Consider the following 23,152-nt stretch of genomic DNA (forward strand, 5'->3'; position numbering starts at 1 on the left):
TTTTATTACATTTACAATTTGAAGAGTAGAACGTGTTTATCGTAATTCTCCAAACACCAATTATATTTTTTTAGAATAATTGGATGGACTGCTTCTTTCGTAGTATTGACTTCAGTATATCCATATTTCTTATAAAAGTTTTCTAATTCCTCAAAAGGAAGACAATATACATTTTGTATTTGTGATTTTTTTGCAGTTTCTACTAAAAATAAAACAAGCTCACCAGCTAATTGTAGCCCTCTAAATTGAGGCAGAATAAAAATTCCGCCCATTTCTAAAGTATCTTCATCTATTTGGACTAATCGGCCAACGCCTGCATACTCGTTGTTATATGTAATAATTGCAACTTTATCTCTCTTTAAATCACTCCGTACAAATCCTATTGAGTCATATTGGTTATTAATCCATTCTAAATCGTTAGATGTGGCCAATTGAATACTCATATACATCCTCCTTCGGAATACTAGCGCTCTCTTCATTATATAGAACATAAGATACTATATCAAAAGAACCTTGAGATAGCACATTTGTTTAAGTTATTAGTTAAAAGTGTGGGATTGCTGGCATTGAAATGATGGCTTCACCAAACATAGGATAATAATCTTGTAAATTTAGTGTTACATAGTCAAAATAAAAATTAGTTTATGTGTTCGGTAACGCACGATTGTTTAAGTGTAGAGAAAATCATAGGGTTATTTTAATTAGTAGCTACTGTATTCATTGAAGCTATTAAGGAAATGTGGTAATCGCCAGCCCTAGTGATACAAATCATATTAGGATTTAGTAAAAAAAATTCTTCCTGAAAAAGAGGGGGATTAAAGATAAGAGCACTTCGAAAAGTGCCCTTCAGTAACGACTACTCATTCTAAAAAGAAAGGATGCAATATATCATATGAAGTTAAATGTATTTAAGTATGGATCTTTTATATAAATGTGAAATAAAAGAGGGTTGTCTTCTTATTAGAAGGCAGCTTTTTGTTATTACAAAAAAGAATTAGAAATAAAATATAAATTCAGTTACTTGTCCAAACAATTTTTAAAAAAATACATAAAATGCTAGTAGTTAGCCAATATTTTTATATTGCTAATTTTTTAGACTAAAAGGGGTGATTTTATGTGTGATTGTGAAGTTTGTAGAAGAAAGAAAAAACGTGATCCATTAAATCGGGGTTCTGAACCAAAAAAACAGGATTCCGAATCAGTGAATTCTTATTCATTTAGTAAAAATGCAAATTTTTTAGAAGAAGCTATACAAACAGATGAAATCGATCAAGTTTCTGAGGAATATATTGAAATAGTAGATTCAGCAGATGTACAAGTTACGACTACAGATACAAAAGCTGCACTATCTATCCAAGCGGCGTTACAAGCAGCTATTGTGGTTGTAGTAAGTATTTCTATAGCAGATAGTGAAAAGGCAGATAAAATAACACAAGAATTGTTTCAAAAATCATCTATTAAACAAATTAATAGACAAAAAACATTTATTAAAAATTCCAGAAACGTAACCGTAACAACTACTGATACAGATATTGCAGTGAATATTCAAATTCTGCTTCAAATTTTATTAGCGTTACTAGTTAAACTAAACATTTTATAAAGTGTCTATCCTATTTATATTTATATTTAGCTATAAGGGTTCACACTAAGTAAATATTTTTTGTTGTAATATGTGGTACAAGCTTGGACTTTCTCATTATGACCGAATTAATATTCAAGATTGATGGGAAATTAAGTGTGGAAAACTACACAATAACAAAGGTGAACCTATTATTTAACAGTGAATAAAACTTATATATGTGAAGTAAAGGAAAGCTGTCTTCGTATTAGAAGACAGCTTTTTGATTTTATTAGTAAAAAGCCGTGAAAATAAAAGATTAAGTTACTTGTCCAAGCATTTTTTATTTAAATACATATAATGCTGGTAGTTAATCTAAATTTTTATAGAAAACTGATAGGAGTGAATATTGTAAATGGATGATTTAAATAAGTTTTCTTCCTTTAAGTTTGATAAGGATCAAAAGAATATAATTATAGACCTTTTACTCTCAGATATTTTTAATAGGCATGGGATAAATGAAGAAAAACTAAAAAATTTATCGCCAGAAAAAAAGCAGCAAATTAAAAGTATTGTTTCTGAAATACAATCACAAGTTAATAATTATTTAGATTGAAAGGGGGTGAATGTATGAAAAAAACATGTCATTCAGATGAAAATAAAAAGTGGAGTGCATTAGACTCCTCAAATCCTCATCCATCTTTTAAAAATGCTACCGTTTCAGAAGCTGCAGCACAAGAAAGTAAAACTTACCAAATTTCTGAAGAATCTATTACAATAGTAGATTCAGCAGATGTAGAAGTTACTACTACAGATACAAAAGCTGCGTTATCTATTCAAGCTGCATTACAAGCAGCTATCGTGGTTATAATAAGTATTTCTATAGCAGATAGTGAAAAAGCTGACCGTGTAGCACAAGAATTGTTTCAAAAATCATCTATTAAACAAATTAATAAACAAGAAACTGTTATTAGAAATTCTAGAAATGTTACAGTTACGACTACAGATACAGACATAGCAGTAAATGTTCAAATTCTTCTCCAAATTTTATTAGCTTTACTAGTAAAATTAAATATTTTATAAAATGTTTAACCTTTTTTAGATATAGTGCATCTTACAGGTAAAGATTCACTGTTTTAATTATAGTACAGGCTATAAATATTTATCATAACTGGACTAATATTCAACATCACCAAAGTATGAATGTAAACAAACAATGTGATGGAAAATAAAGTTTGGTTATTTTATGAAAATTGAAAAGCCATTTCCTTTATTGGATTTGGCTTTTCAATTTTAAACAGTATGAATTTGAAAAGTTAATATTAAGTTAAAGAAGTAAAATATACGGATACAAAATACTTATAAAATTACTCGTGTTATAGAAAAATAATAAGAAAAAGGTGTTTAAAATAGAATCATTTTCATTAATAGTTCAAGTTTTGAAGAATAGTGCATACAATATAAAGTGTTTTCCTTTCTTCATTTAAGTTTTACGTATATAATTTAAAAGTACTATTTTTATTTTATTATTTTATATTTATAACAGAATAGAGGTTTAAAAATGAGTGTTAAAATCATTACGGATAGTGCGGCGGATTTACCAGTAGAATTGCTGCAAGCATATGATATTGATTTAATTCCACTCCGTGTATATGATGAAGCAGAAACAGAGTATTTAGATGGAGTAACATTAGAGTCAGTTACATTATTACAAAAAATGAGAGAAGGCGCTGTTTATAGAACATCATTGCCTTCACTTGAAACTTTCCAAGAAAAATTTGTTTCTTATGCAAAAGAAGGTAATCCTTGTATATATTTAGCTTTTTCATCTGAACTGTCTGGTACATATCAATCATCAGTTGTCATTAAAGAGGAAGTAAAAGAAACATATGCAGATTTAGATTTAGAAATTATTGATACAAAATGTGCTTCGCTTGGTCAAGGTCTTGTCGTTTTAGAAGCTGCTAAAATGGCAAAAGACGGCGCATCAAAAGAAGATATTTTAAACCGTGTCGCTTTTCTAATGAACCATATGGAGCACATCTTCACTGTAGCTGACTTACAGTACCTTGTTAGAGGTGGACGTTTAAGTAAAGTAGCTGGTTTTATCGGTGGTTTACTAAACATTAAGCCTATCTTAAACGTGGAAGAAGGAAAACTTGTACCACTTGAAAAGGTAAGAGGGAAAAAGAAAGTATTAAGCCGAATTGTTGATATTATGGAAGAGCGTGGTAAAGACCTTAAAGGTCAAACAATCGGTATCACTCATGGTGATGACTTAGAAACAGCGGAAGCATTAAAATCATTAATTACGGAAAGATTCGGTTGTGAAGTATTTATCGTAAATACAATTGGTGCAGCAATCGGAGCACATACAGGACCTGGCGTTATAACGTTATTTTTCTTAAATGAAGTAGAGTAAAGGATTGATCATTTGATCAATCCTTTTTTCTTTAATCTGTGATTACCGGTCGATATGGTATTGGTGAAGATAAAATCTTTGAAGTTTTCCTATATGAATTGCTCTCTTGTAGAAGGAGTATTTTTTATATGTGGAATGATACTTAATGGTAGAAGAAAAGAGTAGAAATAAGAATGTATTTATAGGAATTTAAATATTTGAAGATATCAAAATTTTGCCATTTCATATATAATTGTGTGTGGAGAAATATCTGTAACTATTTGTAAAAATAGGGGGTGGCTATAAAAATGCAAGAAATTGTTAGATGGGATTTAAATCGATTGTATTCGAATGAGGATATTCTATTTCCGATTTTGGAGTTGAAAGAGCAATATTTTGTAACAAAAGATGTAGAGGTTCTTTCAAAGCTAATACAAGCTATTGAAAAAGCAGAATACTATTTGTACTGTAGATCAGTTGAAGAAAGTGTACCATCTGACCTTACTAAATTGACCGTGAAAGTGAAGGAACTAAAAAATGAATTACAGCAAGTAATAAAACATAATGAAGTGGAAACTTCAGATAATACTAAGTTAATAAAAGATGAGCTTAATGTGTGGGAAAATATGTACATACAATTACGGGATAGGATAGAAATAGAGCGCAATAATAAACAACTATCCTTTGGACAAGCAAATACTATTGCAATGAATAGTGATAATGAAAAGGAAAGATTAGAAGTATTCGAGTTACTTACAAGTACTTTACATAAGGAAAAAGAAATCTTTGCTACTGTATTAAATCAAATAGGGAGATTGCGTAATGCAAAGAGTAATGAAATAGAAGATAGAGAGATTTTAACACAATCTTTTCATGCGAATGGCATTTCAGAAACTGTATTATTCCAAATGTGGAATGCGACAGAAGAAAACCTTGATAAATTAGTAAGTGCTTTAAACGTGTATAAGAAAGGAAAAGCTTCAATTACATGGCATGAACTTATGACGGTAAAGGAAAGTAATGAGATCATGATTCCTTTTTCAGTAGCAATACAAAACGTTTATGATGCATGTAAGAATATTGATGAAGAATTAGCAGAATTTGCACGTAATGCGATAGAAAGTGGTTGGGTAGATGCTGAACCGAGAGAGAATAAACCACCAGGTGGGTTTTGTGCTCCATTTTTCAGTGAGAAAGAATCGAGAATTTCCATTCGTTATGATGGGAGTATAGATAGTGTAAGAGTGCTCGCTCATGAATTAGGACATGCTTGGCACTTTTATAATATGAGTTTTGAACAATCTACGTCTTTTTTAGATGATTATTTGCCAATGAGTACGGCTGAATCAGCATCTATTTTCTTTGAAACGGTACTCGTAAATTATCTAATTGAAACAACGGATAGTAAAGATACGAAAAAGTCATTACTTAGCTGGAAAATAAGAAATAGTTTTAATTATGTAATGGCAATACGAGCATCGTATCAGTTTGAAAAAACATTTTATGAAAAATGTAAAGAGGGTCCTTTAAGTGCTGATGAAATTGAGAAATTATCTATAATTGCACAAAAAGAAGCTTATGGAAAAGCTTTAAGTGAATACCAGCCGTTTGTATGGATGAAATATATTCAATTTTATATAGCAGATGTTCCTTTTTACAATTATCCATACACATTTGGATATTTAGTAAGTTTTAGCTTATTAGAAATAGCTCAAGAAGGTAAAAGTACTTTTCATTCGAAATATAAAGAGTTCTTACGAGAAACAGGAAAGGCTCCAGTAGAGGAGCTTATGAAAAAACATTTTGAAATAGATATAAGAAATTATGAATTTTGGAATAAAGCTTTTATTCAAATTTCTAAAGACATTGATGAATATTTGCAGCTTATGTAAGGGGAGAGTACAGTGGATCAGCAGTTTATAAAAGGTATACCTTTTTCAACTTTAGAATATGCAAAAGCTATAAGTTTATTAAAAGGTTGGCTACATGAACAACAAGAGAAACCAAGGTTTGTAGTAACTGCAAATCCTGAAATTGTTATGTCTGCAAAGGAAAATACGGAAAAATCAAAGGAATTTAAAAAGATGTTACTATCTGCGGATTTAATAACAGCGGATGGGATTGGTGTCATAATTGGCTCGAAAATATTAAAAGGAAGTTTGAAAGAACGTGTTACTGGGGCGGATTTAACTCACGATTTAATAAAATATTGTAACGACAATGAATATCGTGTCTTTCTTTTTGGAGCTGCGCCAGAAAGTAATAACAAGGCATTAGAAAAATTAAATGAGCAGTTCCCAGGAGCACAATTTAAAGGACAGCATGGATTTGTAAATGGTGAAGAAATAGAGGAAATAAAAATGAAAATTAAGCAGTTCAAGCCGCATTTACTACTCGTAGGACTAGGTTCACCAAAACAAGAAGAGTTCATCTATGAAAACATACAAACATTAAACGTTCCGCTATCTATTGGTATCGGAGGCATGATTGATATAATATCTGGTACTGTAAAAAGAGCACCAAAAATAATGAGGGATACTGGAACTGAATGGCTGTATAGGTTACTCTCACAGCCGAAAAGATTAAAGAGACAACTTGTACTTCCGAAATTTTTATTATCGGTTATGTCTGAGCGGATTAAAGGGATTAATTAATAAAGGGGACTACATACATGAACAGAATCGGCATTATTGGAGCAATGCAAATTGAAATAGATTTACTTTTAGAAAAACTAGTTATACAAGAGGAACAGACAATAGCGGGAATGCCTTTTTATATTGGAGAATTCATGGGAACAGAAGTAATTATTACACGTTCTGGTGTAGGGAAAGTAAATGCAGCTGCATGCGCGCAAACATTAATTCATAAATTTGATGTAGACTCTATCATTAATACGGGCGTTGCTGGTGGATTACATTCAGATGTAAAAGTCGGCGATATAGTTATTTCAACGAATGTTACTCATCATGATGTAAGTAAAACTCAAATGAAAAACTTATTTCCGTTCCAAGAAGAATTTATTGCAAGTAAGGAATTGGTAGAGTTAGCACGTAAAGCTTGTATTAGTAGTAGTTTACAGATTGCAGTTCATGAAGGAAGAATTGTCAGCGGTGAATGTTTTGTTGAAGATTCAAAGTTAAAGGCGAAATTAATAGACGAATACGCACCTCATTGTACAGAAATGGAAGGGGCAGCAATTGGACATGTTGCCTATATAAATGATATACCGTTTCTCATTATAAGATGTATTTCTGACAGCGCAAATGATGAAGCTCAAATTTCTTATGATGACTTCGCGAAAACTGCTGCGAATTATTGCTCAGAAATTATTATTGAGATGCTTAAAAATATATCTGGTAAAACCATAGTCCAAAAGGAGAGATAGGAATGTTACAAGCATTAATTTTTGATATGGATGGTACGTTATTTCAAACAGATAAAATTTTAGAATTATCATTAGATGATACTTTTGATCACTTAAGATCATTACAATTATGGGATACAGTAACACCAATTGATAAATATAGAGAAATTATGGGTGTGCCGTTACCGAAAGTTTGGGAAGCTTTATTACCGGACCATTCTATTGAAATAAGAGAACAAACAGATGCATATTTTTTAGATAGACTTATTGAAAACATAAAAAGCGGAAAAGGCGCTTTATATCCAAATGTAAAAGAAATATTTACATATATAAAAGAAAATAATTGTTCCATTTACATTGCTAGTAATGGTTTGAAAGAATATTTACGAGCAATCGTAACTTATTATGCTTTAGACAAGTGGGTGATTGAAACGTTTAGTATTGAACAAATACAATCGCTAAATAAAGGTGACTTAGTTAAAAGTATTATGAACAAATATGATATAAAAGAGGCAGCGGTAGTTGGTGACCGGCTATCTGATATAAATGCAGCGAAAGACAACGGTTTACTTGCAATTGGGTGTAATTTTGATTTTGCGCAAGAAGATGAACTTGCTCACGCTGATATAGTAATAGATGATTTAATAGAGTTAAAGCGGATACTGCCTGCTGTACAAAGATAAAAAGTGTTTGCATTTTTTCCAAGTCCTATATGTCTTATTTTATGGAGGGAATATGATTAAAAATAATTTTAAAATTAGTAATATTCCTGCGGTTTTATGGGGAGATAAGAGTGATAAAATTTTTATTGCAGTACATGGAAATATGTCAAATAAGGAAGATACAATTATTCAAATATTAGCTGAAGAAGCCAAACAAAAAGGTTATCAAGTATTAAGCTTTGATTTACCTGAGCATGGAGAAAGAAAAGATGATAATACGCCTTGCAAAGTACAGATTTGTGTTAGTGAATTATCTATAATTATGAATTATGCAAAAGAACATTGGAAAGAAATAAACGTGTTTGCATGTAGTATGGGAGCGTATTTTAGCCTTTTAGCTTATCAAAATGATGTGGTAGAAAAGGCATTATTTTTATCACCAGTAGTTAATATGGAACGAATTATCGAAAATATGATGAAATGGTTTAATGTAACACCAGAGCTTTTGCAAAAAGAAATGACTATAGAGACACCTATTGGTCAAAAGTTACATTGGGATTATTTATGCTATGTAAAAGAACATCCTATTAATATATGGAATATAGATACATATATTATGTACGGAGCCAAGGATGAACTGTGCGAATTTGAAACTATTAACTATTTTACAAAAAAACATCGTTGTGAATTAGAAGTTATGGAGACGGGTGAACATTACTTTCATACTGAAGAACAGTTAAAGATATTTGAACAGTGGTTACACAAACATATCGATTAACAAATTACAATTTATTTTGAACCTGTTAGAGAAGAATGAGAAATATATAAACTTATAGTATATTTGAGAGAATTTATAAATGGTGAATGTATACACTTAAACAAACAGATGCTTTAGTTCAATAAGAATTAAAAAACTTTAAAGAGCCTTACGACACACTAGATTGTAACAAGGCTCTTATATTTTCATAATAAAATTAATCAACTGTATTATCGATTTACATATGAAGTGAAGTATATGCATACTATGAATTAAATAAAGTAATAAGCATAAAAATGCTCAGAATAAATGATTCTCGAGCATTTTTATGTATTTTCATACTTAGGGGGAATGGACTTGAAAGATATACATATTCAACAAATAGAAAATTTAATGGAATATGAATTCAGTCATCTCGTTCAAGAAAGTGAAGAAGAAGGTTTTAGTTTCCTTATAAGGCTAATAAATGAATATAAAAACAAAATAAATGTATTCAATAAAACTGGAGAATGTTTATATGGTGTTTTCCAAGGTGATATGTTAATTGGAGTTGGAGGTTTAAATAAAGATCCGTACATAAAAGACAATAGGATTGGGCGGTTAAGGAGATTTTATATTTTAAGGGATTATCGGCGTATAGGGTTAGGGAACTTATTATTAAACCAGCTATTATGTCATGCGAAAAAGTATTTTGAAGTGATTGTTTTACATACTGACACGAAGCAAGGGGATGTGTTTTATACTGCAAATGGATTTGTGAAAGGGGGATTATATAAGGGATCAAGTCACTACAAAGTATTATAGAGATTGCTATCCAAACAATAGCTACGGAAAGGTATTTTCGTTGATAAATCGATATATCTTAAAAAATCGCTGATATATATGAAGGTGCGACCCTTATATTAGAAACAACTTTTATAATTTCATTTACCAAATTGTTATTATAAAAAAGAGCACCTTAGCTTTTAAAATTTAGCTTATAAGGTGACTCCTTTTCAGTCAATTACGTTTTAACCTTCATTTGTTTCAATAATAATCCTGGTTTACCTTTTACATAATAAAAATGCGGATTATTTTCATCATCATAAAGCATAATATAAGGCTTTTCTTTTAGTGGGAGTAGTATAAGTACTTCGTCTATTGTAGTGTGTAACCATTGATTAGTAATAGAAACCGGCTTAGATAAAGGGATTTTTATCATATAGCCATCTTTTGGAACGACATTTAAGTTTTTAAATGGACCAGTAATTGATTTAGCGTATTGAACTGCTTCTTTTTGGACTATTGGATCTAAAGATTGTTTTTGAATGACCATTTCTTTTTGACAATCAAATACTTCAATTTGTTGATTTGTATTTGCGAACGCATTTGTTGATAATAGAAATAGAAGAAGAGAAATGACCCCGATTTTTTTTATCATAGTACAACACCTCACCATTACTATACCCTCAAAAGCTTTAAATATTTTTCTGTCACATTCATGTAACAAAGATGTTGTATGATACAATTGGTTTTTGTTTAAAAGCAATGGAGGAAAAAATATGAAAGTTTTAATTGCAGATGACGAACAAGATATGTTAAGGATTTTAAAAGCTTATTTTGAAAAAGAAGGCTTTGAAGTATTATTAGCGAAAGACGGAGAGGAAGCACTTCAAATATTTTATGATGAAAAAATTGATTTAGCTATTTTGGATTGGATGATGCCGAAACATAGTGGTATTACTGTCTGTCAGGAAATAAAAAAGAATTCAAGCGTAAAAGTATTAATGCTTACGGCGAAAAGTGAAAGTGAAGATGAATTAGCAGCGCTTCAAAGTGGGGCAGATGAGTACGTAAAAAAACCATTTCATCCAGGAGTACTAATTACACGAGCGAAAAAACTTATTCAGCATGATGATATTATTCAAGTACAAGATGTAAAGATAAATTTCGCCAAAAATAAAGTATATAAAAATGATATAGAGTTAGAAATTACAAAAACAGAGCTCGAATTAATAAAATGCTTTTTAAATCATAAAGGAACTATTTTAACTCGTAAAAAATTGTTAGACATTGTATGGGGATTTGACTATTTTGGAGAAGAGAGAACGGTTGATACACATGTAAGAAGGCTGCGTAAAAAAATTGGAGAAAATATTATTAAGACGCATCGTGGGCTGGGTTATAGTTTGGAGGAACAAAGTGAATAAACTTGGGAAAAAGCTATTTCTCAGCATTTCTTTAACCGTTATTCTTATATTTACAATTTCTTTATTATTAATTAACTTTCTCCTGCCGAAATATAATATTTATAAAACACGTGAAAACTTAAATGAATTTACAACTCAAATACAAAATGCGCCAGTCAATGATTTAGAAGATGTTATTCATACAATTGAAAGTGAAAATAATGTTACAATTGCGTATACGCCAATTAATCAGTCAGAAGATGCTATGAACGACGCGTTACGCATGCAACTTACGAAAAAGAAAGTAACGTTAAATAAGCTTTGGATTACGAAAGACGAAGTTATGAAAGTGAAGACGGAAGGGCAATCGAATAAACTGTACGATCAAGGAAAGGTAAAAGCGAGTTTTTTTGCTAAATATATTGCGAAAGATGATACGATAATTTTAATTGGAACTTCCATTGCGAATTCAAATGAAATTATAAATACGTTAAATACATTTTACTTATACATCGTATGTTTCTCGCTGATTCTTATTATTTTACTTGTGTGGATACTTTCAAAAATAATAACGACACCACTGAAAGAGTTAAGTGATGTGGCTCAGGATATTTCACATTTGCAGTTTAAAAGAACGAAAGTGAAAACGAATGATGAAATAGGAGAGTTGGCCAATAGTATTAATATCATGAGTGAAAAACTACATGAAGCACATCAAGACTTAACTGATCGTAATGAACATTTAAAACGATTTATGGGTGATGTAACGCATGAATTAAAGACACCGATCGCATTAGTAAAAGCATACTCTATGGGGATTAAAGATGGATTAGATGATGGGACTTATGTAGATACAATTATTAAACAAACAGATCAAATATCAAACTTAATTGAAGAATTATTACGATTTTCTAAACTAGAAAGAGATATTTTACAAAAAGAAGAATTCCCCATTGAACCACTGGTCCAGAGTATATTAGATAAGCATCAGATTGAACTGGATTCGAAAGAAATTAACTTGCAAGTAAATTGTAATGCGGGCGATACAATCGTTTATGCAGATTTAAATAAAATGAGAATGGTGTTTCAAAATTTAATTTCTAATGCGATAAAATATACAGCAAATCAAAACATAATAATTACATTAGAAGATAGAAATAAAAGTATATATTTCCAAATAAAAAATGGCATTCCTACGGATAAAATTAAGGATATAGAGAAAATTTGGGAACCTTTTTATGTACTAGAATCTTCTCGTAGTAAAGAAAAATCAGGTACAGGATTAGGTTTAGCGATAGTGAAAAGTATTTTAGAAAGGCATGGTTTTGAATATGGAGTTTCCTCTATAGATGGAGAAATTCAATTTTATATAAATGTGAAAAAGGACTAATGAAAATATTAGTCCTTTTTGCAGCTTTAGAGATTAGCGATACAGGATGAATCACCATAATTTTCAAAATTGATGTATTAAATGGAGAATTAGCAAATGTTCTACTTTCATTAAATTCACGTGAAGTTCACAGGAAAACGTTATATTTACATAGTTATATTTGAATTTAATGAAGTGAGGTATTCAGATTTGAAAAGAAAGAAATTAGTAATTGGTAGCATTTTAATGGGTATGACGTTATCTTTATCTGCATGTGGTTCATCAGATAATATTGTAACGACAAAATCAGGAAGCATTTCAGAAAGTGATTTTAACAAAAAATTAAAAGAAAACTACGGTAAACAGAATTTATCTGAAATGGTAGTAGAAAAAGTATTAAATGATAAATATAAAGTTACGGATGAAGAGGTAACGAAACAACTAAAAGAATTAAAAGACAAGATGGGCGATAATTTTAATACATATATGGAATCTAATGGTGTGAAAAATGAAGATCAGTTGAAAGAGAAATTAAAGCTTACTTTTGCTTTTGAAAAAGCTATTAAAGCAACCGTAACGGAAAAAGATATTAAAGATCATTATAAGCCAAAGCTTCAAGTTAGCCATATTTTAGTAAAAGATGAAAAGACAGCAAAAGAAATTAAAGAAAAATTAAATAGTGGCGAAGATTTCGCGGCATTGGCTAAACAATATTCAGAGGATCCAGGTTCTAAAGAAAAAGGTGGGGAACTATCTGAATTTGGACCTGGTATGATGGTGAAAGAATTTGAGGATGCTGCGTATAAGTTAGAAGTTGGTCAATTGAGTGAACCTGTTAAATCTTCTTTCGGATATCATATTATTAAGCTAACGGATAAAAAAGAGCTTAAACCGTATGAGGAAGAGAAAGAGAATATTCGTAAAGAATTAGAACAGCAACGTATACAAGATCCTCAATTCCATCAACAAGTTACTAGAGATCTGCTTAAAAATGCAGATATAAAGGTATCTGATAAAGACTTGAAAGATACCTTTAAAGAGTTAGAAAAATAATAAATGGAATGTAAGGCAAGCGATAGAAATATCGGTTGTCTTTTTCTCTATTTATCCCGCTATTTGCCGGGCAGTAAGACCCCACCTCAAAATCCAGCGAAAACAAAGAAGTGGCCCTGCTGCTCGTAAACGCCCAATTGGTGAGGGCTGATTAAAGTTTCACTTTATAAAGAAGGAGGAAGTGGGAAAATACTTTCATACCTGCATTAAATTTTACTTAATAAGAAATCTTTGAGTTTCTCAACTTTTATATAAAAATAAAACTGAATTTTCAGTTATTTTGTTATATAGTAAAAGAGAACGAATAAGGGGAGGGAACATTTTGAGTAAAAAGAAAATGGCAATTACACTGTCAGCAATGCTATCTGCAACAATTATACCTAGCTTTACTATGGATGTGCATGCAGAGAAGAAGGAAGAAACTAAAAGTACGAAAATTGAATTAGAAAATGGGATGACAAAACCGATTTATTCTCTCGATGAAGCTATTATCGAAAATTTATATGTAGAGACAGAAGTTGATAGTGATCGAGACGGTAAGAAAGACAGAGTATCGATAAAAGTTATGCGTCCAAAGACAGATCCGAATGTGAAAGTTCCTGTTATTTATGAAATGAGTCCATATCGATCTGGATTAAAAGATGTTCCTGTATATAATGTAGATGAAGAATTGTATGCGTATGAAGGAAAACCGTATGGAGCGGTTAATCTTGGTTCGTATGGGAACTATTACGTGCCAAGAGGTTATGCAGTTATTCTAGGCGAAAGTATCGGTACTGGAAAATCAGATGGATGCCCTACAACTGGAGATGAACAAGAGATACTCGGGACAAAATCTGTTATTGATTGGGTAAACGGTCGCGCGAAAGCATTTACAGAACAGGGTGAGGAAGTTCAGGCAAATTGGTCTACAGGAAATGTAGGTATGACTGGAGCTTCCTATAATGGTACTTTACCAAATGCTGTTGCGACTACTGGAGTCGAAGGTTTAAAAACAATTATTCCAATCGCAGCAATTAGTAGTTGGTATGATTATTATCGTGCAAATGGTGCAGTCATTGCTCCAGGCGGATATCAAGGAGAAGATACAGATAATATGGCAGAAGCAGTACTGACAAGGGAAAATCCTGAAGTTTGCGGACAAGTTATAAAAGAATTAACGGCTGGACAAGACCGAAAAACAGGTAATTATAATGATTTTTGGGATAAACGTAACTATGTAAAAGATGCTAAAAATGTAAAAGCGAGTGTATTTGTTGTTCATGGTTTAAACGATTGGAATGTTAAGACGAAACAGTTCGCGCAATGGTGGGAAGCACTTGCGGAAAATAATGTTCCTCGTAAAATGTGGCTACACCAAGGTGGTCATGGTGGGACATCAAGTAATAACTGGCAGCAAACACAAAATAAATGGTTAGATTATTGGTTGTACGGAATTGAAAATGGAATTATGGATGAACCAATGGTTGATGTGCAAAGAGAAAATAAAACGTGGCAAAAGATAAAAAATTGGCCAGATCCAGCAACTGTACCTTCAAAAATCCGTATGTATTTAAGTAATAAATCAGTCAATTTACCATTAAGTATGGGAGCGGCTAATAAAGTTTTCTCAGTCTTAGATGATGCACAAATGAAATCAAACCAATTAGTAGCAAACCCAGAATTAGAAGTAGCAAATCGATTAGTATATACAATGCCTGTACTGCAAAAAGATACGCGTATAAGTGGTACACCAAAGATTTCAATTACAGGAAATATTGATCGATCTGTATCAAATTTAACAGCATTACTTGTTGACTATGGAGGAGCGAAGCCGGAAATCGTAACGAGAGGCTGGATGGATCCACAAAACTTAAAGAGTATAGAAAATTCAACAGCGATTCAACCGGGCAAAGATTATACATTTACATGGGACATGCAGCCAGATGATTATGTATTTAAAGCGGGGCATCAAATCGGAGTTGTTTTAATTGCAAGTGATTATGATTATACAATTAGACCGAAAGCTGGCACGAAACTTACAGTGAAATTAAGTGAAGTGACATTGCCGATTGTGAAATAAATATTTTTTCTAAAGAGTTTACTAAAGTAAGCTCTTTAATTTGTAGTCTGAATTTTTAATTTTTATATTTCAAATTGGAAGGTTATGTAATACAATATCATTATATTCTATGGAAAGTGAGTGATATATTATGACAGTCAGCTCTTTCGAAATATCATTAAAATCAGAGGTGCAGGAAGATTAGTTGAATTGAAATCTTCCGTACGTAAAAACGGAGGAGAAAATAAATGTTTAGCTTTTATAGTACACTTTGTACAGAACTGTATGATTACACAAAACCAGTCGGTTATTCTTTAAATGGTGATATTGAGTATTACAAAAAACGTTTAAAAGATTGTAGAGGAAGAATCCTCGAAGCCGCAGTAGGTTCAGGACGTGTCATCATTCCGCTTCTAGAGGCTGGTTTTAAAGTGGATGGGATAGATTATTCACCTGAAATGCTAGATTCTTGCCGTAAGCGCTGTAAAGAGAGAGGCTTACATCCTAATTTATATGAAGGAAGCTTGCAACAATTTTCACTTCCGCATAAATATGACGCAATTATCATTCCTACTGGATCTTTTTGTTTAATTGAAAATCGTGTGGATTCTATAAATGCATTGAAATGTTTTTATGAACATCTTAATCCAGATGGACGATTAATCGTAGATATTATGCTTCCGCATGACTGGAAGACTGGGGAAATTCATACATCGACTTTCTCTTTGCCGAGTGGAGACGGAATCACATTAGAAAATAAATCAATTGAAATAGATTGGCTGAACCAAGTTACTGTATCATATTTGAAATATGAAAAGTGGAGTAAAGGACAGTTAGTACAAACAGAACTACAACGCTTTGCGCTGCGCTGGTATGGAATAGAAGAGTTTAAACTTCTTTTAGAAAGTATAGGTTTCTCTAATATTACGTGCTCTGCTGAATATGATTATGAAAAAGAACCGTCAAATGCAAATCAAATGATTACTTTTGAAGCTGTGCGAAAAGAATAGAACTAAAACTATGAATAAAAAATAAGGCAATCGATTTAAAATCGGCTGCCTTATTTTTTATTTTATGTAATGGTTTATAGAGAAAGATTGGAGGGAAATAAATGAAACTTATATTAATATTTGGCCCACAAGCAGTTGGAAAAATGACAGTGGGGCAAGAATTAGCAACATTAACCGGTTTAAAACTTTTTCATAACCACATGACAATTGATTTAGTAAGTCCAATTTTTGATTACAGTACGAAAGAAGCAAAAAGACTAGTAAGTTTATTTCGTAATGAAATATTTGAAGAAGTATCTAAAAGTGATTTATCTGGAATGATTTTTACGTATATATGGGCATTTGACCTCCAAGCGGATTGGGATTATATACATCATGTAGAAAGTATTTTTGAATCAAAAGGTGGGACAGTGCATTTTGTAGAGCTGGAAGCGGAATTAGATGAAAGATTAGAACGAAATAAAAGCCCGAATAGATTAGAACATAAACCGAAAAAAAGAGATATTGAGTGGTCTGAAAATAATTTAAAAGAAACGATGAAAAAGCATAGATTAAACTCTCTTCATGGTGAAATTGAAAAAGAAGAGTATATAAAAATTAATAACACGTATTTGAGTGCAAAAGAAGTAGCGGAAATGATTAAAGAGAAGTTTCAATTGTGAAATTTTTGAAGTCTATTTCGTTTTCGTTGTCCAAGCATTCTCCTACTAATTACATATACTATTTATGTTAAAGTCGGCTACTATTTTATATAGGGCTGTTATTTTCCTATAAATGCTATTTTAGTGAAGTGGGAGGAATCAATTTGGAAAACGTAGAACAAGATAGAATTGAAAATCAAGTGTATTCAAATCGTGTAGTAAGATCAGAATTTGATTCGAATTGGGAAACTTGTATATCAAAGAGTGGTTATGTAATTTATGTAGCAACAAGTAATAATGCTGAAGTAATAGTGCTTCTTGCAGATGGTTCAAGTAAATTATTAATTTTCGAAAAAGGCGGTAAAGTAGTAGTTGGTGGCGGTGGAACAAGTCATTACAGTAAGCCGCATATTGCAAGAAATATTTAAGATAGAACATGTTAATTAAGAAGAAGCTGGAAAACGGTTGTCATTCATGTTTAGGGCATGATAGACGAACCGTTTTTTATTTGTTTATAAATTTAGAAGAACTTCATTGATTACAAATACATCAGGATGAGCAGCGAAATTAGAAGAAAACTTGGTGGGTAATGGTACAAAATATTATGTAGGTTTGCAAGAATCTTATAAGCGATATAAAAAAGCATTTCCTATTTGGGGAAACACTACTTCTATGTTATAGTATAATAGTGTTTTTAGATGGTGCTATTTTAATATATTTATAATTTTGTTATGTATTATTTTTATATTAAATAAGCGTCTAAAGTATTTTTTGATATAAGGAGTAATAATTAGAGAAATGAAAAATATAGACTTTATACTAGAAAGTGATGAGGCATTAAAACCGTCTGAACGATTAGTACTATTATTATTAGAGAAGCATAGAATGCTATATACGAACGATCTATTGGCATTATCAAATTTATCATATAAAACATTAACAGATTCATTAACGGCGCTAGTTTTAAAATCGTATGTGTTAAAGGAAACGGGTAAGGGAAGAAGACAGAACTGCTATAGATTAGTATGATAAGGCAGCTGTTTTAGAGACTTTTACATATGTTTTTTCAATCGTAAGGTGGAAGTGTGTTTTTTGTTTTCAAACGAAAAAATTACTATAAGAGGGGTTAAGATAGTAGCGTTTCATTTTTGTAAATGTAATTATTTCATCATTGAAAATACAAAAATGAAATAAACAGTATAAAAAAGAAATAAAAAAACAATCCATTTTAAAAAGGGATTGTTTTTTTATTGAAATAATATTATTTGATATGTTGAAAGCATGAATAGCAGAATAGACATTACCTGTTTTATTTTATGCAAATGAACAAATATGATGGAAACTATGTGTATAGTTTTTTGCTTGCTTTTTCAGTAACTCTAATGAAATTATGGTCTTCATTGTTTAAAGGCAGTATTTTTAACATTATTGCTATTCAGCATTAAGCACAAAAAAGTAATATATATAATATTATTATGTAAACTTAAGATTTTAAAAGGAAAATATAATAATTAATAGAACATGTAGAAGGAGATGCTTAAATATTTTGAAGGATGGGAGATTATTATGGAGCGTTTACAATCAATAGCACAAGCTGTTATAAGTGGTAATAAGGAAAAAGTAGTGAAGTTTATAAAGGCGAGTCCAAGTATTGTTAACGAATGTAGTGAAGATGGCTGGACACCACTTCATTTAGCAGCTTATTTTGGACAGAAAGAAATAGCGAGTTTTCTTTTAGAAAGCGGTGCAGATATACATAGTAGAGCGAAAAATGAAAATGAAAATACACCTTTGCAAGCGGCAATTGCGAACAAGCAAAGTGAACTTGTCGCTTTCTTAATTGAAAAAGGATCAGATGTAAATATTATGCAAAGTGGTGGCTGGACAGGACTCCACGAAGCAGCATTATTAGGAAATGAAGAAATAATTATGTTGCTCCTTAAAAATGGAGCTAATAAGATGATTAAGAAAAATGATGGGAAAACAGCGTATGATATTGCATTAGAAAAAGGATATAATCACCTTTTACATCATTTGAAACAGGAAGTGAACTTATGATGAATAAATGGAGTGTTGGTATATTTTTATTTAATGAAGTAGAAGTGTTAGACTTTGCAGGGCCATTTGAAGTTTTTTCTGTAACTGAGGTGAATGAAGAAAAAACATTTACTGTTTATACAGTTAGCGAGAATGGGGAAATGATTACAGCAAGGAATGGATTGAAGGTACAGCCAGATTATAGTATTGAAAATTTACCACCAGTGGATATTTTAATAATTCCGGGTGGGCTAGATGCTAGAAAATATGAAATAAAAAATGAAATAGTAATAAAATGGATTCGCCAACAAATGAAAGAAGTAAAGCTGATGACTTCAGTTTGTACAGGAGCGCTATTACTGGCGAAAGCAGGTTTACTGGAAGGTTTAAAAGCAACAACACATTGGGCTAGTATTGAAAAGTTTAAAAATGAGTTTCAAAATGTTGAAGTTATAGAAAATGTAAAGTTTGTAGATGAAGGACATATTATAACATCTGCCGGAATTTCAGCTGGAATTAATATGGCATTTCATATTGTGAAAAACTTGTTAGGTGTGCATGTTGCGGAGGACACAGCGAAGCGAATGGAGTATGATATTAGTTTGCCAAATTAAAAAGCCCGGATTGGGCTTTTTATATTGAATGAATATAGTTAAGCTCTTCATCACTCAAAATAGGGCGAACAGATGCATTTGCATTTTCTTGTGCTTGTGTTCCTGTTTTTGCACCAGGAATTACAACACTTACTGCCGGATGAGAGAGTACATAGCGAAGTGCAAGTTGCCCTAGGGTCTGATTTTTATTTGAGAGCAGCCGAAGTTTCTCTACGGTTTGTAAGTCTTCTTGAAACCAAGTTTCATTTGGCCAATCTTTGCGTAAATCTCCATCTGGAAAAATTGTTTTATTTGTGAATTTTCCAGTTAAAATGCCCATTTTTAATGGACCACGAATAACAGCTCCTAGATTTTTCTCTTGTAAGAATGGTAATATATCTTTTTCTGGTTTTCGATTTAATATATTGTAATCAAGTTGTACGATATCAATTTCGTTGTTGTTATTGAAATGATGAATGTATTGTAAATCATGAGTCGAAACACCGACTGCTCTTACTTTGCCATCACGTTTTAATATGTCAAATGCACGTAGAAATGCTTCTGTTTCTCTACGATTATGCCACCAAATATGACAAAAATAAAGATCAATATAATCTGTTTGAAGACGTTGTAAACTTGTTTCGAATACGGCGATGATTTTTTCGGGAGTATCATATACAGGAACTCCATTAGGGTCGTAGTGATGTCCGATTAAACCACCTTTCGTTGATAGGATAATATCATTACGATGTCCTTTAATCGCGGTAGCTACCAACTTTTCACTATGTCCTAAACCATACACATCCGCAGTATCAATAAAATTCACACCACACTCAATTGCTTTTTTTATAGCGGTTATAGATTGTTTATCGTTAACAGGTCCCCATTCATCACCACCGATTGCCCATGCGCCAAAACCTATTTCAGAAACAGTTATTCCAGTTTTACCTAATGTGCGGTAATGCATATTCCCCCTCCTTGTAAGCATGTTATAACATGGATATGTGGGGAAGGAATTTTGTGTGTGAAAAAACTCTTCTACAATAGTAGAAAAAGAATTACAGAAACTACTATTTTATAGCAGCATGTATAAAAAAAATCGGTGTAAATATGGAAATGTCGTCGAATGCTATCTTTAATTGGTTAATTTATGGGATATTTTTGTGAAGGAGTTTATTTTATAAGAATAGAATTTAGTTTAGTAAGAAAACGTGCCGATGGTAGTGAAAAATATGGGTTAGGGGGATTTGAATGAGGAAACTCGAGCGAGTAAATGTTCCTAATATACCAGAGCAATTATCACAACCTAGTGACAAGCGTAGGATAAATAAAAAGAAGTTAAGGCGACTTATTTTAATGGTCCTTTTTATTGCGGCAACTACTCTATATGTTCAATATATTTTAACGAAACAACAAGAAGTAATTGATAAAAAGAAAGATACGATTACGGATCAAAAGAAACAATTAGTATCTTTAAAGAAAGATAAAGATTCTTTAAAGACTAACATAGAAAATTTAACAGACGATGAGGAAGAAATTTTGAAGTTAGCGAGAAAAGAGTATCAATTTTCTAAGTCAAATGAAACTATATTTGTGATGCCAAAGTAATAAAAACAGTTAGCCATTGAACTGCACCCCCAATTGTTAGACACCGTCTAACAATTGGGGGTGCAGTTTTTTATGTATGAATGTCATGGTACAAGGAACAATCACATATTGTAGAAATGAAGAGTTTAAGCTATTTTCATAAATATGGAATATGCACTAAAATAAATGTTGTTAAAATTCTGTCAATTATATTATAATACAAGGTAAGCGGATACATTTTTTAATCAACGTTGAGTTCCTCGCTCATACGACTATTAAGAAACCCGTTATCCTCGTATAAGAAAGGAAGATAGCTGTGTACGCTTCAAATACAATTTATATCGTAGGGGATGCGAAAGCACCTCAAAATAATCCCATTACTGAAAAGTTTAAAAGCTATTTCGTAGCATTTATACTTGTTAAGGATACAGGGGAAATTGTAGATGCAGACTGCTCAGCGACAATTGCATTAACATCTCAATTTGTTAAATATTTATTTCTACATAAAAATATAAATGACCCGGCGTTAGTAATGGAAGTAAAGAACCGATATTTCGGTTCTTCTCAAAAAGCGTTACTTGTAGCGCTAAAAGATGCACAGAAAAAATATAATCAGATTGCTGCTTTGTCTACTCAATCATAGACAAAATCCAGCCGTAAGAATCATTCTTATGGCTGGATTTTTTTATTTCACATTATCGTCCTACATCAAAAGTGAACGAAAACAAAGTAGAGAGATAGAAGAGTAAATGCCCAATAGGTTTACCTAATAATCCGTGGGTATAAATCTCCGGTGGATTAAAATTTCACTTCATTGGAGAATGAAAGGATGAACAAAATGAAAATTACAGATGTAAAAGTAAATCGTAGACGTGTAAAACTGCATACACCGTTTAAAACCGCGCTTCGTACTGTAACAGAAATTGAAAGTATAGATGTTTATATTCATACAGACGAAGGAGTAATTGGTAAGGGGGCTGCAGCCGCAACGCCAGTTATTACGGGGGATTTCACCAGCGGAATGGAAGAAGCGATTTTAGGACCGATGCGTTCATGTTTAATTGGTCAAAATATCATTCAGTTTCAGCAGTTACTACAGGGTATTCAAATGAGTTGTATTGGAAATTCAAGTGCGAAAGCAGCGGTAGATATCGCTTTATATGATGTATATTGCCAATATCAAAATGTGCCGTTATATGCCTTGTTAGGCGGGAAGAAAGAAATTCATACCGATATTACAGTGAGTGTGGATGAGCCTGTATTAATGGCAAAAGAAGCGAAGAAACATGTAGAAAAAGGATTTCAAACATTAAAGATTAAAGTGGGTAAAGAGGCGCATTTAGATTTGGAACGTATTGAGGCAATTCGAAATGTGGTACCAAGAAATACGACATTACGTTTAGATGCGAATCAAGGTTGGAGTCCAAAAGAAGCGATCTCTATCATTCAAGAGATGGAAAATCGTAATTTAAATATAGAATTTATTGAACAACCAGTACACGCGAAAGATTGGGATGGGTTAAAGTACGTCAAAGATCGTGTGCAAACGCCAATTATGGCCGATGAAAGTATATTTTCAGCAAGTGATGCATTAAAGCTCGTTCAAGGAAGATACGCAGACTTAATTAATATTAAATTAATGAAATGTGGTGGCATACGTGAAGCATGGCGTATTGCAGATATCGCAGAAACGGCTGGTGTGAAGTGTATGGTGGGAAGCATGATGGAATCTTCACTTTCCGTTAGCGCTGTTGCACATTTAGCGGCAGCACATCCTAATATACATTATTTTGATCTTGATGCACCGCTTTGGTTAATGGAAGAGCCAGAAGGAATGACTTATTCTGGATCAAAGGTAAACCTTCAATCGACAGTGAATAGTAAGTCTTAGGAAAAGAGACTAGTAAATTA

The 23,152-nt window shown here is 31.9% G+C and carries 26 protein-coding genes; 23 read left to right on the top strand and 3 right to left on the bottom strand.

Annotated elements, in window-relative coordinates; genetic code table 11:
• Positions 1-11: 11 nt before the first annotated feature.
• Positions 12-443, bottom strand: a complete 432-nt coding sequence (locus tag AU379_RS09590; RefSeq protein ID WP_000027150.1) for a GNAT family N-acetyltransferase — start codon at positions 441-443, stop codon at positions 12-14.
• A gap of 671 nt (positions 444-1,114) precedes the next feature.
• Between AU379_RS09590 and AU379_RS09595 the strand changes: the two genes are divergently transcribed.
• The 10 genes from AU379_RS09595 to AU379_RS09640 all read left to right on the top strand — a co-directional run bounded on the left by AU379_RS09595 (position 1,115) and on the right by AU379_RS09640 (position 9,546).
• On the top strand, positions 1,115-1,600 hold the full coding sequence (locus tag AU379_RS09595) for a spore coat protein (RefSeq protein ID WP_000332786.1): 486 nt from the start codon (positions 1,115-1,117) through the stop codon (positions 1,598-1,600).
• Between the two features lie 373 nt (positions 1,601-1,973).
• Complete coding sequence (locus tag AU379_RS09600) at positions 1,974-2,174, top strand: spore coat protein W (RefSeq protein WP_000342253.1); 201 nt, start codon at positions 1,974-1,976, stop codon at positions 2,172-2,174.
• A gap of 14 nt (positions 2,175-2,188) precedes the next feature.
• Entirely contained in the window at positions 2,189-2,641 is a 453-nt protein-coding gene (locus AU379_RS09605; protein WP_000750485.1) for a spore coat protein, read from the top strand.
• Between the two features lie 478 nt (positions 2,642-3,119).
• Positions 3,120-3,980: a DegV family protein gene (locus AU379_RS09610; RefSeq protein ID WP_000111645.1), complete on the top strand. Its 861-nt coding sequence runs from the start codon at positions 3,120-3,122 to the stop codon at positions 3,978-3,980.
• A 287-nt stretch (positions 3,981-4,267) separates the two neighbouring features.
• On the top strand, positions 4,268-5,851 hold the full coding sequence (locus AU379_RS09615; RefSeq protein ID WP_061139174.1) for a M3 family metallopeptidase: 1,584 nt from the start codon (positions 4,268-4,270) through the stop codon (positions 5,849-5,851).
• A gap of 12 nt (positions 5,852-5,863) precedes the next feature.
• Positions 5,864-6,613, top strand: coding sequence for a WecB/TagA/CpsF family glycosyltransferase (locus AU379_RS09620; RefSeq protein ID WP_000372654.1), 750 nt, complete (start codon positions 5,864-5,866; stop codon positions 6,611-6,613).
• Between the two features lie 17 nt (positions 6,614-6,630).
• Positions 6,631-7,344, top strand: coding sequence for a 5'-methylthioadenosine/adenosylhomocysteine nucleosidase (locus AU379_RS09625; RefSeq protein WP_001079723.1), 714 nt, complete (start codon positions 6,631-6,633; stop codon positions 7,342-7,344).
• Positions 7,345-7,346: 2 nt separating this feature from the next.
• Positions 7,347-8,006, top strand: a complete 660-nt coding sequence (locus tag AU379_RS09630; protein WP_000938412.1) for an HAD hydrolase-like protein — start codon at positions 7,347-7,349, stop codon at positions 8,004-8,006.
• Between the two features lie 52 nt (positions 8,007-8,058).
• Positions 8,059-8,763 (top strand): alpha/beta hydrolase, encoded by a 705-nt coding sequence (locus AU379_RS09635; RefSeq protein ID WP_000594616.1) that lies wholly within the window; start codon positions 8,059-8,061, stop codon positions 8,761-8,763.
• 288 nt (positions 8,764-9,051) lie between these two features.
• Positions 9,052-9,546, top strand: a complete 495-nt coding sequence (locus AU379_RS09640) for a GNAT family N-acetyltransferase (protein WP_002005239.1) — start codon at positions 9,052-9,054, stop codon at positions 9,544-9,546.
• Between the two features lie 199 nt (positions 9,547-9,745).
• Here AU379_RS09640 and AU379_RS09645 read toward each other — a convergent pair whose 3' ends face one another.
• Positions 9,746-10,162 carry a hypothetical protein gene (locus tag AU379_RS09645; RefSeq protein WP_044584557.1) on the bottom strand — a complete coding sequence of 139 codons (417 nt, stop codon included), beginning with the start codon at positions 10,160-10,162 and terminating at the stop codon, positions 9,746-9,748.
• 121 nt (positions 10,163-10,283) lie between these two features.
• Between AU379_RS09645 and AU379_RS09650 the strand changes: the two genes are divergently transcribed.
• The 10 genes from AU379_RS09650 (at position 10,284) to AU379_RS09695 (ending at position 19,675) form a co-directional block, all read left to right on the top strand.
• The gene (locus tag AU379_RS09650) at positions 10,284-10,931 is read left to right on the top strand and encodes a response regulator transcription factor (RefSeq protein WP_000865979.1); all 648 of its coding nucleotides are present in this window, start codon (positions 10,284-10,286) and stop codon (positions 10,929-10,931) included.
• Positions 10,924-12,300, top strand: coding sequence for a HAMP domain-containing sensor histidine kinase (locus AU379_RS09655; protein WP_061139175.1), 1,377 nt, complete (start codon positions 10,924-10,926; stop codon positions 12,298-12,300). The genes AU379_RS09650 and AU379_RS09655 overlap by 8 nt, the downstream gene beginning before the upstream one ends.
• Positions 12,301-12,489: 189 nt before the next feature.
• On the top strand, positions 12,490-13,332 hold the full coding sequence (locus tag AU379_RS09660) for a peptidylprolyl isomerase PrsA (protein ID WP_001987511.1): 843 nt from the start codon (positions 12,490-12,492) through the stop codon (positions 13,330-13,332).
• Between the two features lie 322 nt (positions 13,333-13,654).
• On the top strand, positions 13,655-15,394 hold the full coding sequence (locus AU379_RS09665) for a Xaa-Pro dipeptidyl-peptidase (protein ID WP_061139176.1): 1,740 nt from the start codon (positions 13,655-13,657) through the stop codon (positions 15,392-15,394).
• Positions 15,395-15,621: 227 nt separating this feature from the next.
• The gene (locus AU379_RS09670; RefSeq protein WP_000490927.1) at positions 15,622-16,383 is read left to right on the top strand and encodes a class I SAM-dependent methyltransferase; all 762 of its coding nucleotides are present in this window, start codon (positions 15,622-15,624) and stop codon (positions 16,381-16,383) included.
• A gap of 101 nt (positions 16,384-16,484) precedes the next feature.
• A complete protein-coding gene (locus AU379_RS09675) occupies positions 16,485-17,045 on the top strand; it encodes an AAA family ATPase (RefSeq protein ID WP_000767061.1) in 561 nt (186 codons plus the stop codon).
• 143 nt (positions 17,046-17,188) lie between these two features.
• On the top strand, positions 17,189-17,452 hold the full coding sequence (locus tag AU379_RS09680) for a hypothetical protein (RefSeq protein WP_000432429.1): 264 nt from the start codon (positions 17,189-17,191) through the stop codon (positions 17,450-17,452).
• Between the two features lie 370 nt (positions 17,453-17,822).
• Positions 17,823-18,053: a hypothetical protein gene (locus tag AU379_RS09685; RefSeq protein ID WP_000789031.1), complete on the top strand. Its 231-nt coding sequence runs from the start codon at positions 17,823-17,825 to the stop codon at positions 18,051-18,053.
• Positions 18,054-18,590: 537 nt separating this feature from the next.
• Positions 18,591-19,082 (top strand): ankyrin repeat domain-containing protein, encoded by a 492-nt coding sequence (locus tag AU379_RS09690; RefSeq protein WP_030025963.1) that lies wholly within the window; start codon positions 18,591-18,593, stop codon positions 19,080-19,082.
• Complete coding sequence (locus tag AU379_RS09695; RefSeq protein WP_044584555.1) at positions 19,079-19,675, top strand: DJ-1/PfpI family protein; 597 nt, start codon at positions 19,079-19,081, stop codon at positions 19,673-19,675. Before AU379_RS09690 ends, AU379_RS09695 begins: the two co-directional genes overlap by 4 nt.
• A gap of 19 nt (positions 19,676-19,694) precedes the next feature.
• Here the strand turns inward: AU379_RS09695 and AU379_RS09700 are convergent, their stop codons facing one another.
• The gene (locus AU379_RS09700) at positions 19,695-20,621 is read right to left on the bottom strand and encodes an aldo/keto reductase (RefSeq protein WP_000559359.1); all 927 of its coding nucleotides are present in this window, start codon (positions 20,619-20,621) and stop codon (positions 19,695-19,697) included.
• 284 nt (positions 20,622-20,905) lie between these two features.
• On the opposite strand from AU379_RS09700, the gene AU379_RS09705 reads away from it, so the two are divergent.
• The 3 genes from AU379_RS09705 to AU379_RS09715 all read left to right on the top strand — a co-directional run bounded on the left by AU379_RS09705 (position 20,906) and on the right by AU379_RS09715 (position 23,132).
• The gene (locus AU379_RS09705) at positions 20,906-21,262 is read left to right on the top strand and encodes a septum formation initiator family protein (RefSeq protein ID WP_001228371.1); all 357 of its coding nucleotides are present in this window, start codon (positions 20,906-20,908) and stop codon (positions 21,260-21,262) included.
• 295 nt (positions 21,263-21,557) lie between these two features.
• A complete protein-coding gene (locus AU379_RS09710) occupies positions 21,558-21,884 on the top strand; it encodes a DUF3870 domain-containing protein (protein ID WP_000271312.1) in 327 nt (108 codons plus the stop codon).
• A 186-nt stretch (positions 21,885-22,070) separates the two neighbouring features.
• Positions 22,071-23,132, top strand: coding sequence for a dipeptide epimerase (locus AU379_RS09715; RefSeq protein WP_001038459.1), 1,062 nt, complete (start codon positions 22,071-22,073; stop codon positions 23,130-23,132).
• Positions 23,133-23,152 lie beyond the last annotated feature (20 nt).

Source organism: Bacillus sp. JH7 (assembly GCF_001563515.1).
In the GTDB taxonomy this organism is placed as follows: domain Bacteria; phylum Bacillota; class Bacilli; order Bacillales; family Bacillaceae_G; genus Bacillus_A; species Bacillus_A cereus.

What these genes read in the sequence shown, in the direction of transcription:
- AU379_RS09590 (WP_000027150.1), bottom strand. Translation starts at nt 443, where the DNA reads ATGAGTATTCAATTGGCCACATCTAACGATTTAGAATGGATTAATAAC.
- AU379_RS09595 (WP_000332786.1), top strand. Translation starts at nt 1,115, where the DNA reads ATGTGTGATTGTGAAGTTTGTAGAAGAAAGAAAAAACGTGATCCATTA.
- AU379_RS09600 (WP_000342253.1), top strand. Translation starts at nt 1,974, where the DNA reads ATGGATGATTTAAATAAGTTTTCTTCCTTTAAGTTTGATAAGGATCAA.
- AU379_RS09605 (WP_000750485.1), top strand. Translation starts at nt 2,189, where the DNA reads ATGAAAAAAACATGTCATTCAGATGAAAATAAAAAGTGGAGTGCATTA.
- AU379_RS09610 (WP_000111645.1), top strand. Translation starts at nt 3,120, where the DNA reads ATGAGTGTTAAAATCATTACGGATAGTGCGGCGGATTTACCAGTAGAA.
- AU379_RS09615 (WP_061139174.1), top strand. Translation starts at nt 4,268, where the DNA reads ATGCAAGAAATTGTTAGATGGGATTTAAATCGATTGTATTCGAATGAG.
- AU379_RS09625 (WP_001079723.1), top strand. Translation starts at nt 6,631, where the DNA reads ATGAACAGAATCGGCATTATTGGAGCAATGCAAATTGAAATAGATTTA.
- AU379_RS09630 (WP_000938412.1), top strand. Translation starts at nt 7,347, where the DNA reads ATGTTACAAGCATTAATTTTTGATATGGATGGTACGTTATTTCAAACA.
- AU379_RS09635 (WP_000594616.1), top strand. Translation starts at nt 8,059, where the DNA reads ATGATTAAAAATAATTTTAAAATTAGTAATATTCCTGCGGTTTTATGG.
- AU379_RS09640 (WP_002005239.1), top strand. Translation starts at nt 9,052, where the DNA reads ATGATTCTCGAGCATTTTTATGTATTTTCATACTTAGGGGGAATGGAC.
- AU379_RS09645 (WP_044584557.1), bottom strand. Translation starts at nt 10,162, where the DNA reads ATGATAAAAAAAATCGGGGTCATTTCTCTTCTTCTATTTCTATTATCA.
- AU379_RS09650 (WP_000865979.1), top strand. Translation starts at nt 10,284, where the DNA reads ATGAAAGTTTTAATTGCAGATGACGAACAAGATATGTTAAGGATTTTA.
- AU379_RS09670 (WP_000490927.1), top strand. Translation starts at nt 15,622, where the DNA reads ATGTTTAGCTTTTATAGTACACTTTGTACAGAACTGTATGATTACACA.
- AU379_RS09675 (WP_000767061.1), top strand. Translation starts at nt 16,485, where the DNA reads ATGAAACTTATATTAATATTTGGCCCACAAGCAGTTGGAAAAATGACA.
- AU379_RS09685 (WP_000789031.1), top strand. Translation starts at nt 17,823, where the DNA reads ATGAAAAATATAGACTTTATACTAGAAAGTGATGAGGCATTAAAACCG.
- AU379_RS09690 (WP_030025963.1), top strand. Translation starts at nt 18,591, where the DNA reads ATGGAGCGTTTACAATCAATAGCACAAGCTGTTATAAGTGGTAATAAG.
- AU379_RS09695 (WP_044584555.1), top strand. Translation starts at nt 19,079, where the DNA reads ATGATGAATAAATGGAGTGTTGGTATATTTTTATTTAATGAAGTAGAA.
- AU379_RS09700 (WP_000559359.1), bottom strand. Translation starts at nt 20,621, where the DNA reads ATGCATTACCGCACATTAGGTAAAACTGGAATAACTGTTTCTGAAATA.
- AU379_RS09705 (WP_001228371.1), top strand. Translation starts at nt 20,906, where the DNA reads ATGAGGAAACTCGAGCGAGTAAATGTTCCTAATATACCAGAGCAATTA.
- AU379_RS09715 (WP_001038459.1), top strand. Translation starts at nt 22,071, where the DNA reads ATGAACAAAATGAAAATTACAGATGTAAAAGTAAATCGTAGACGTGTA.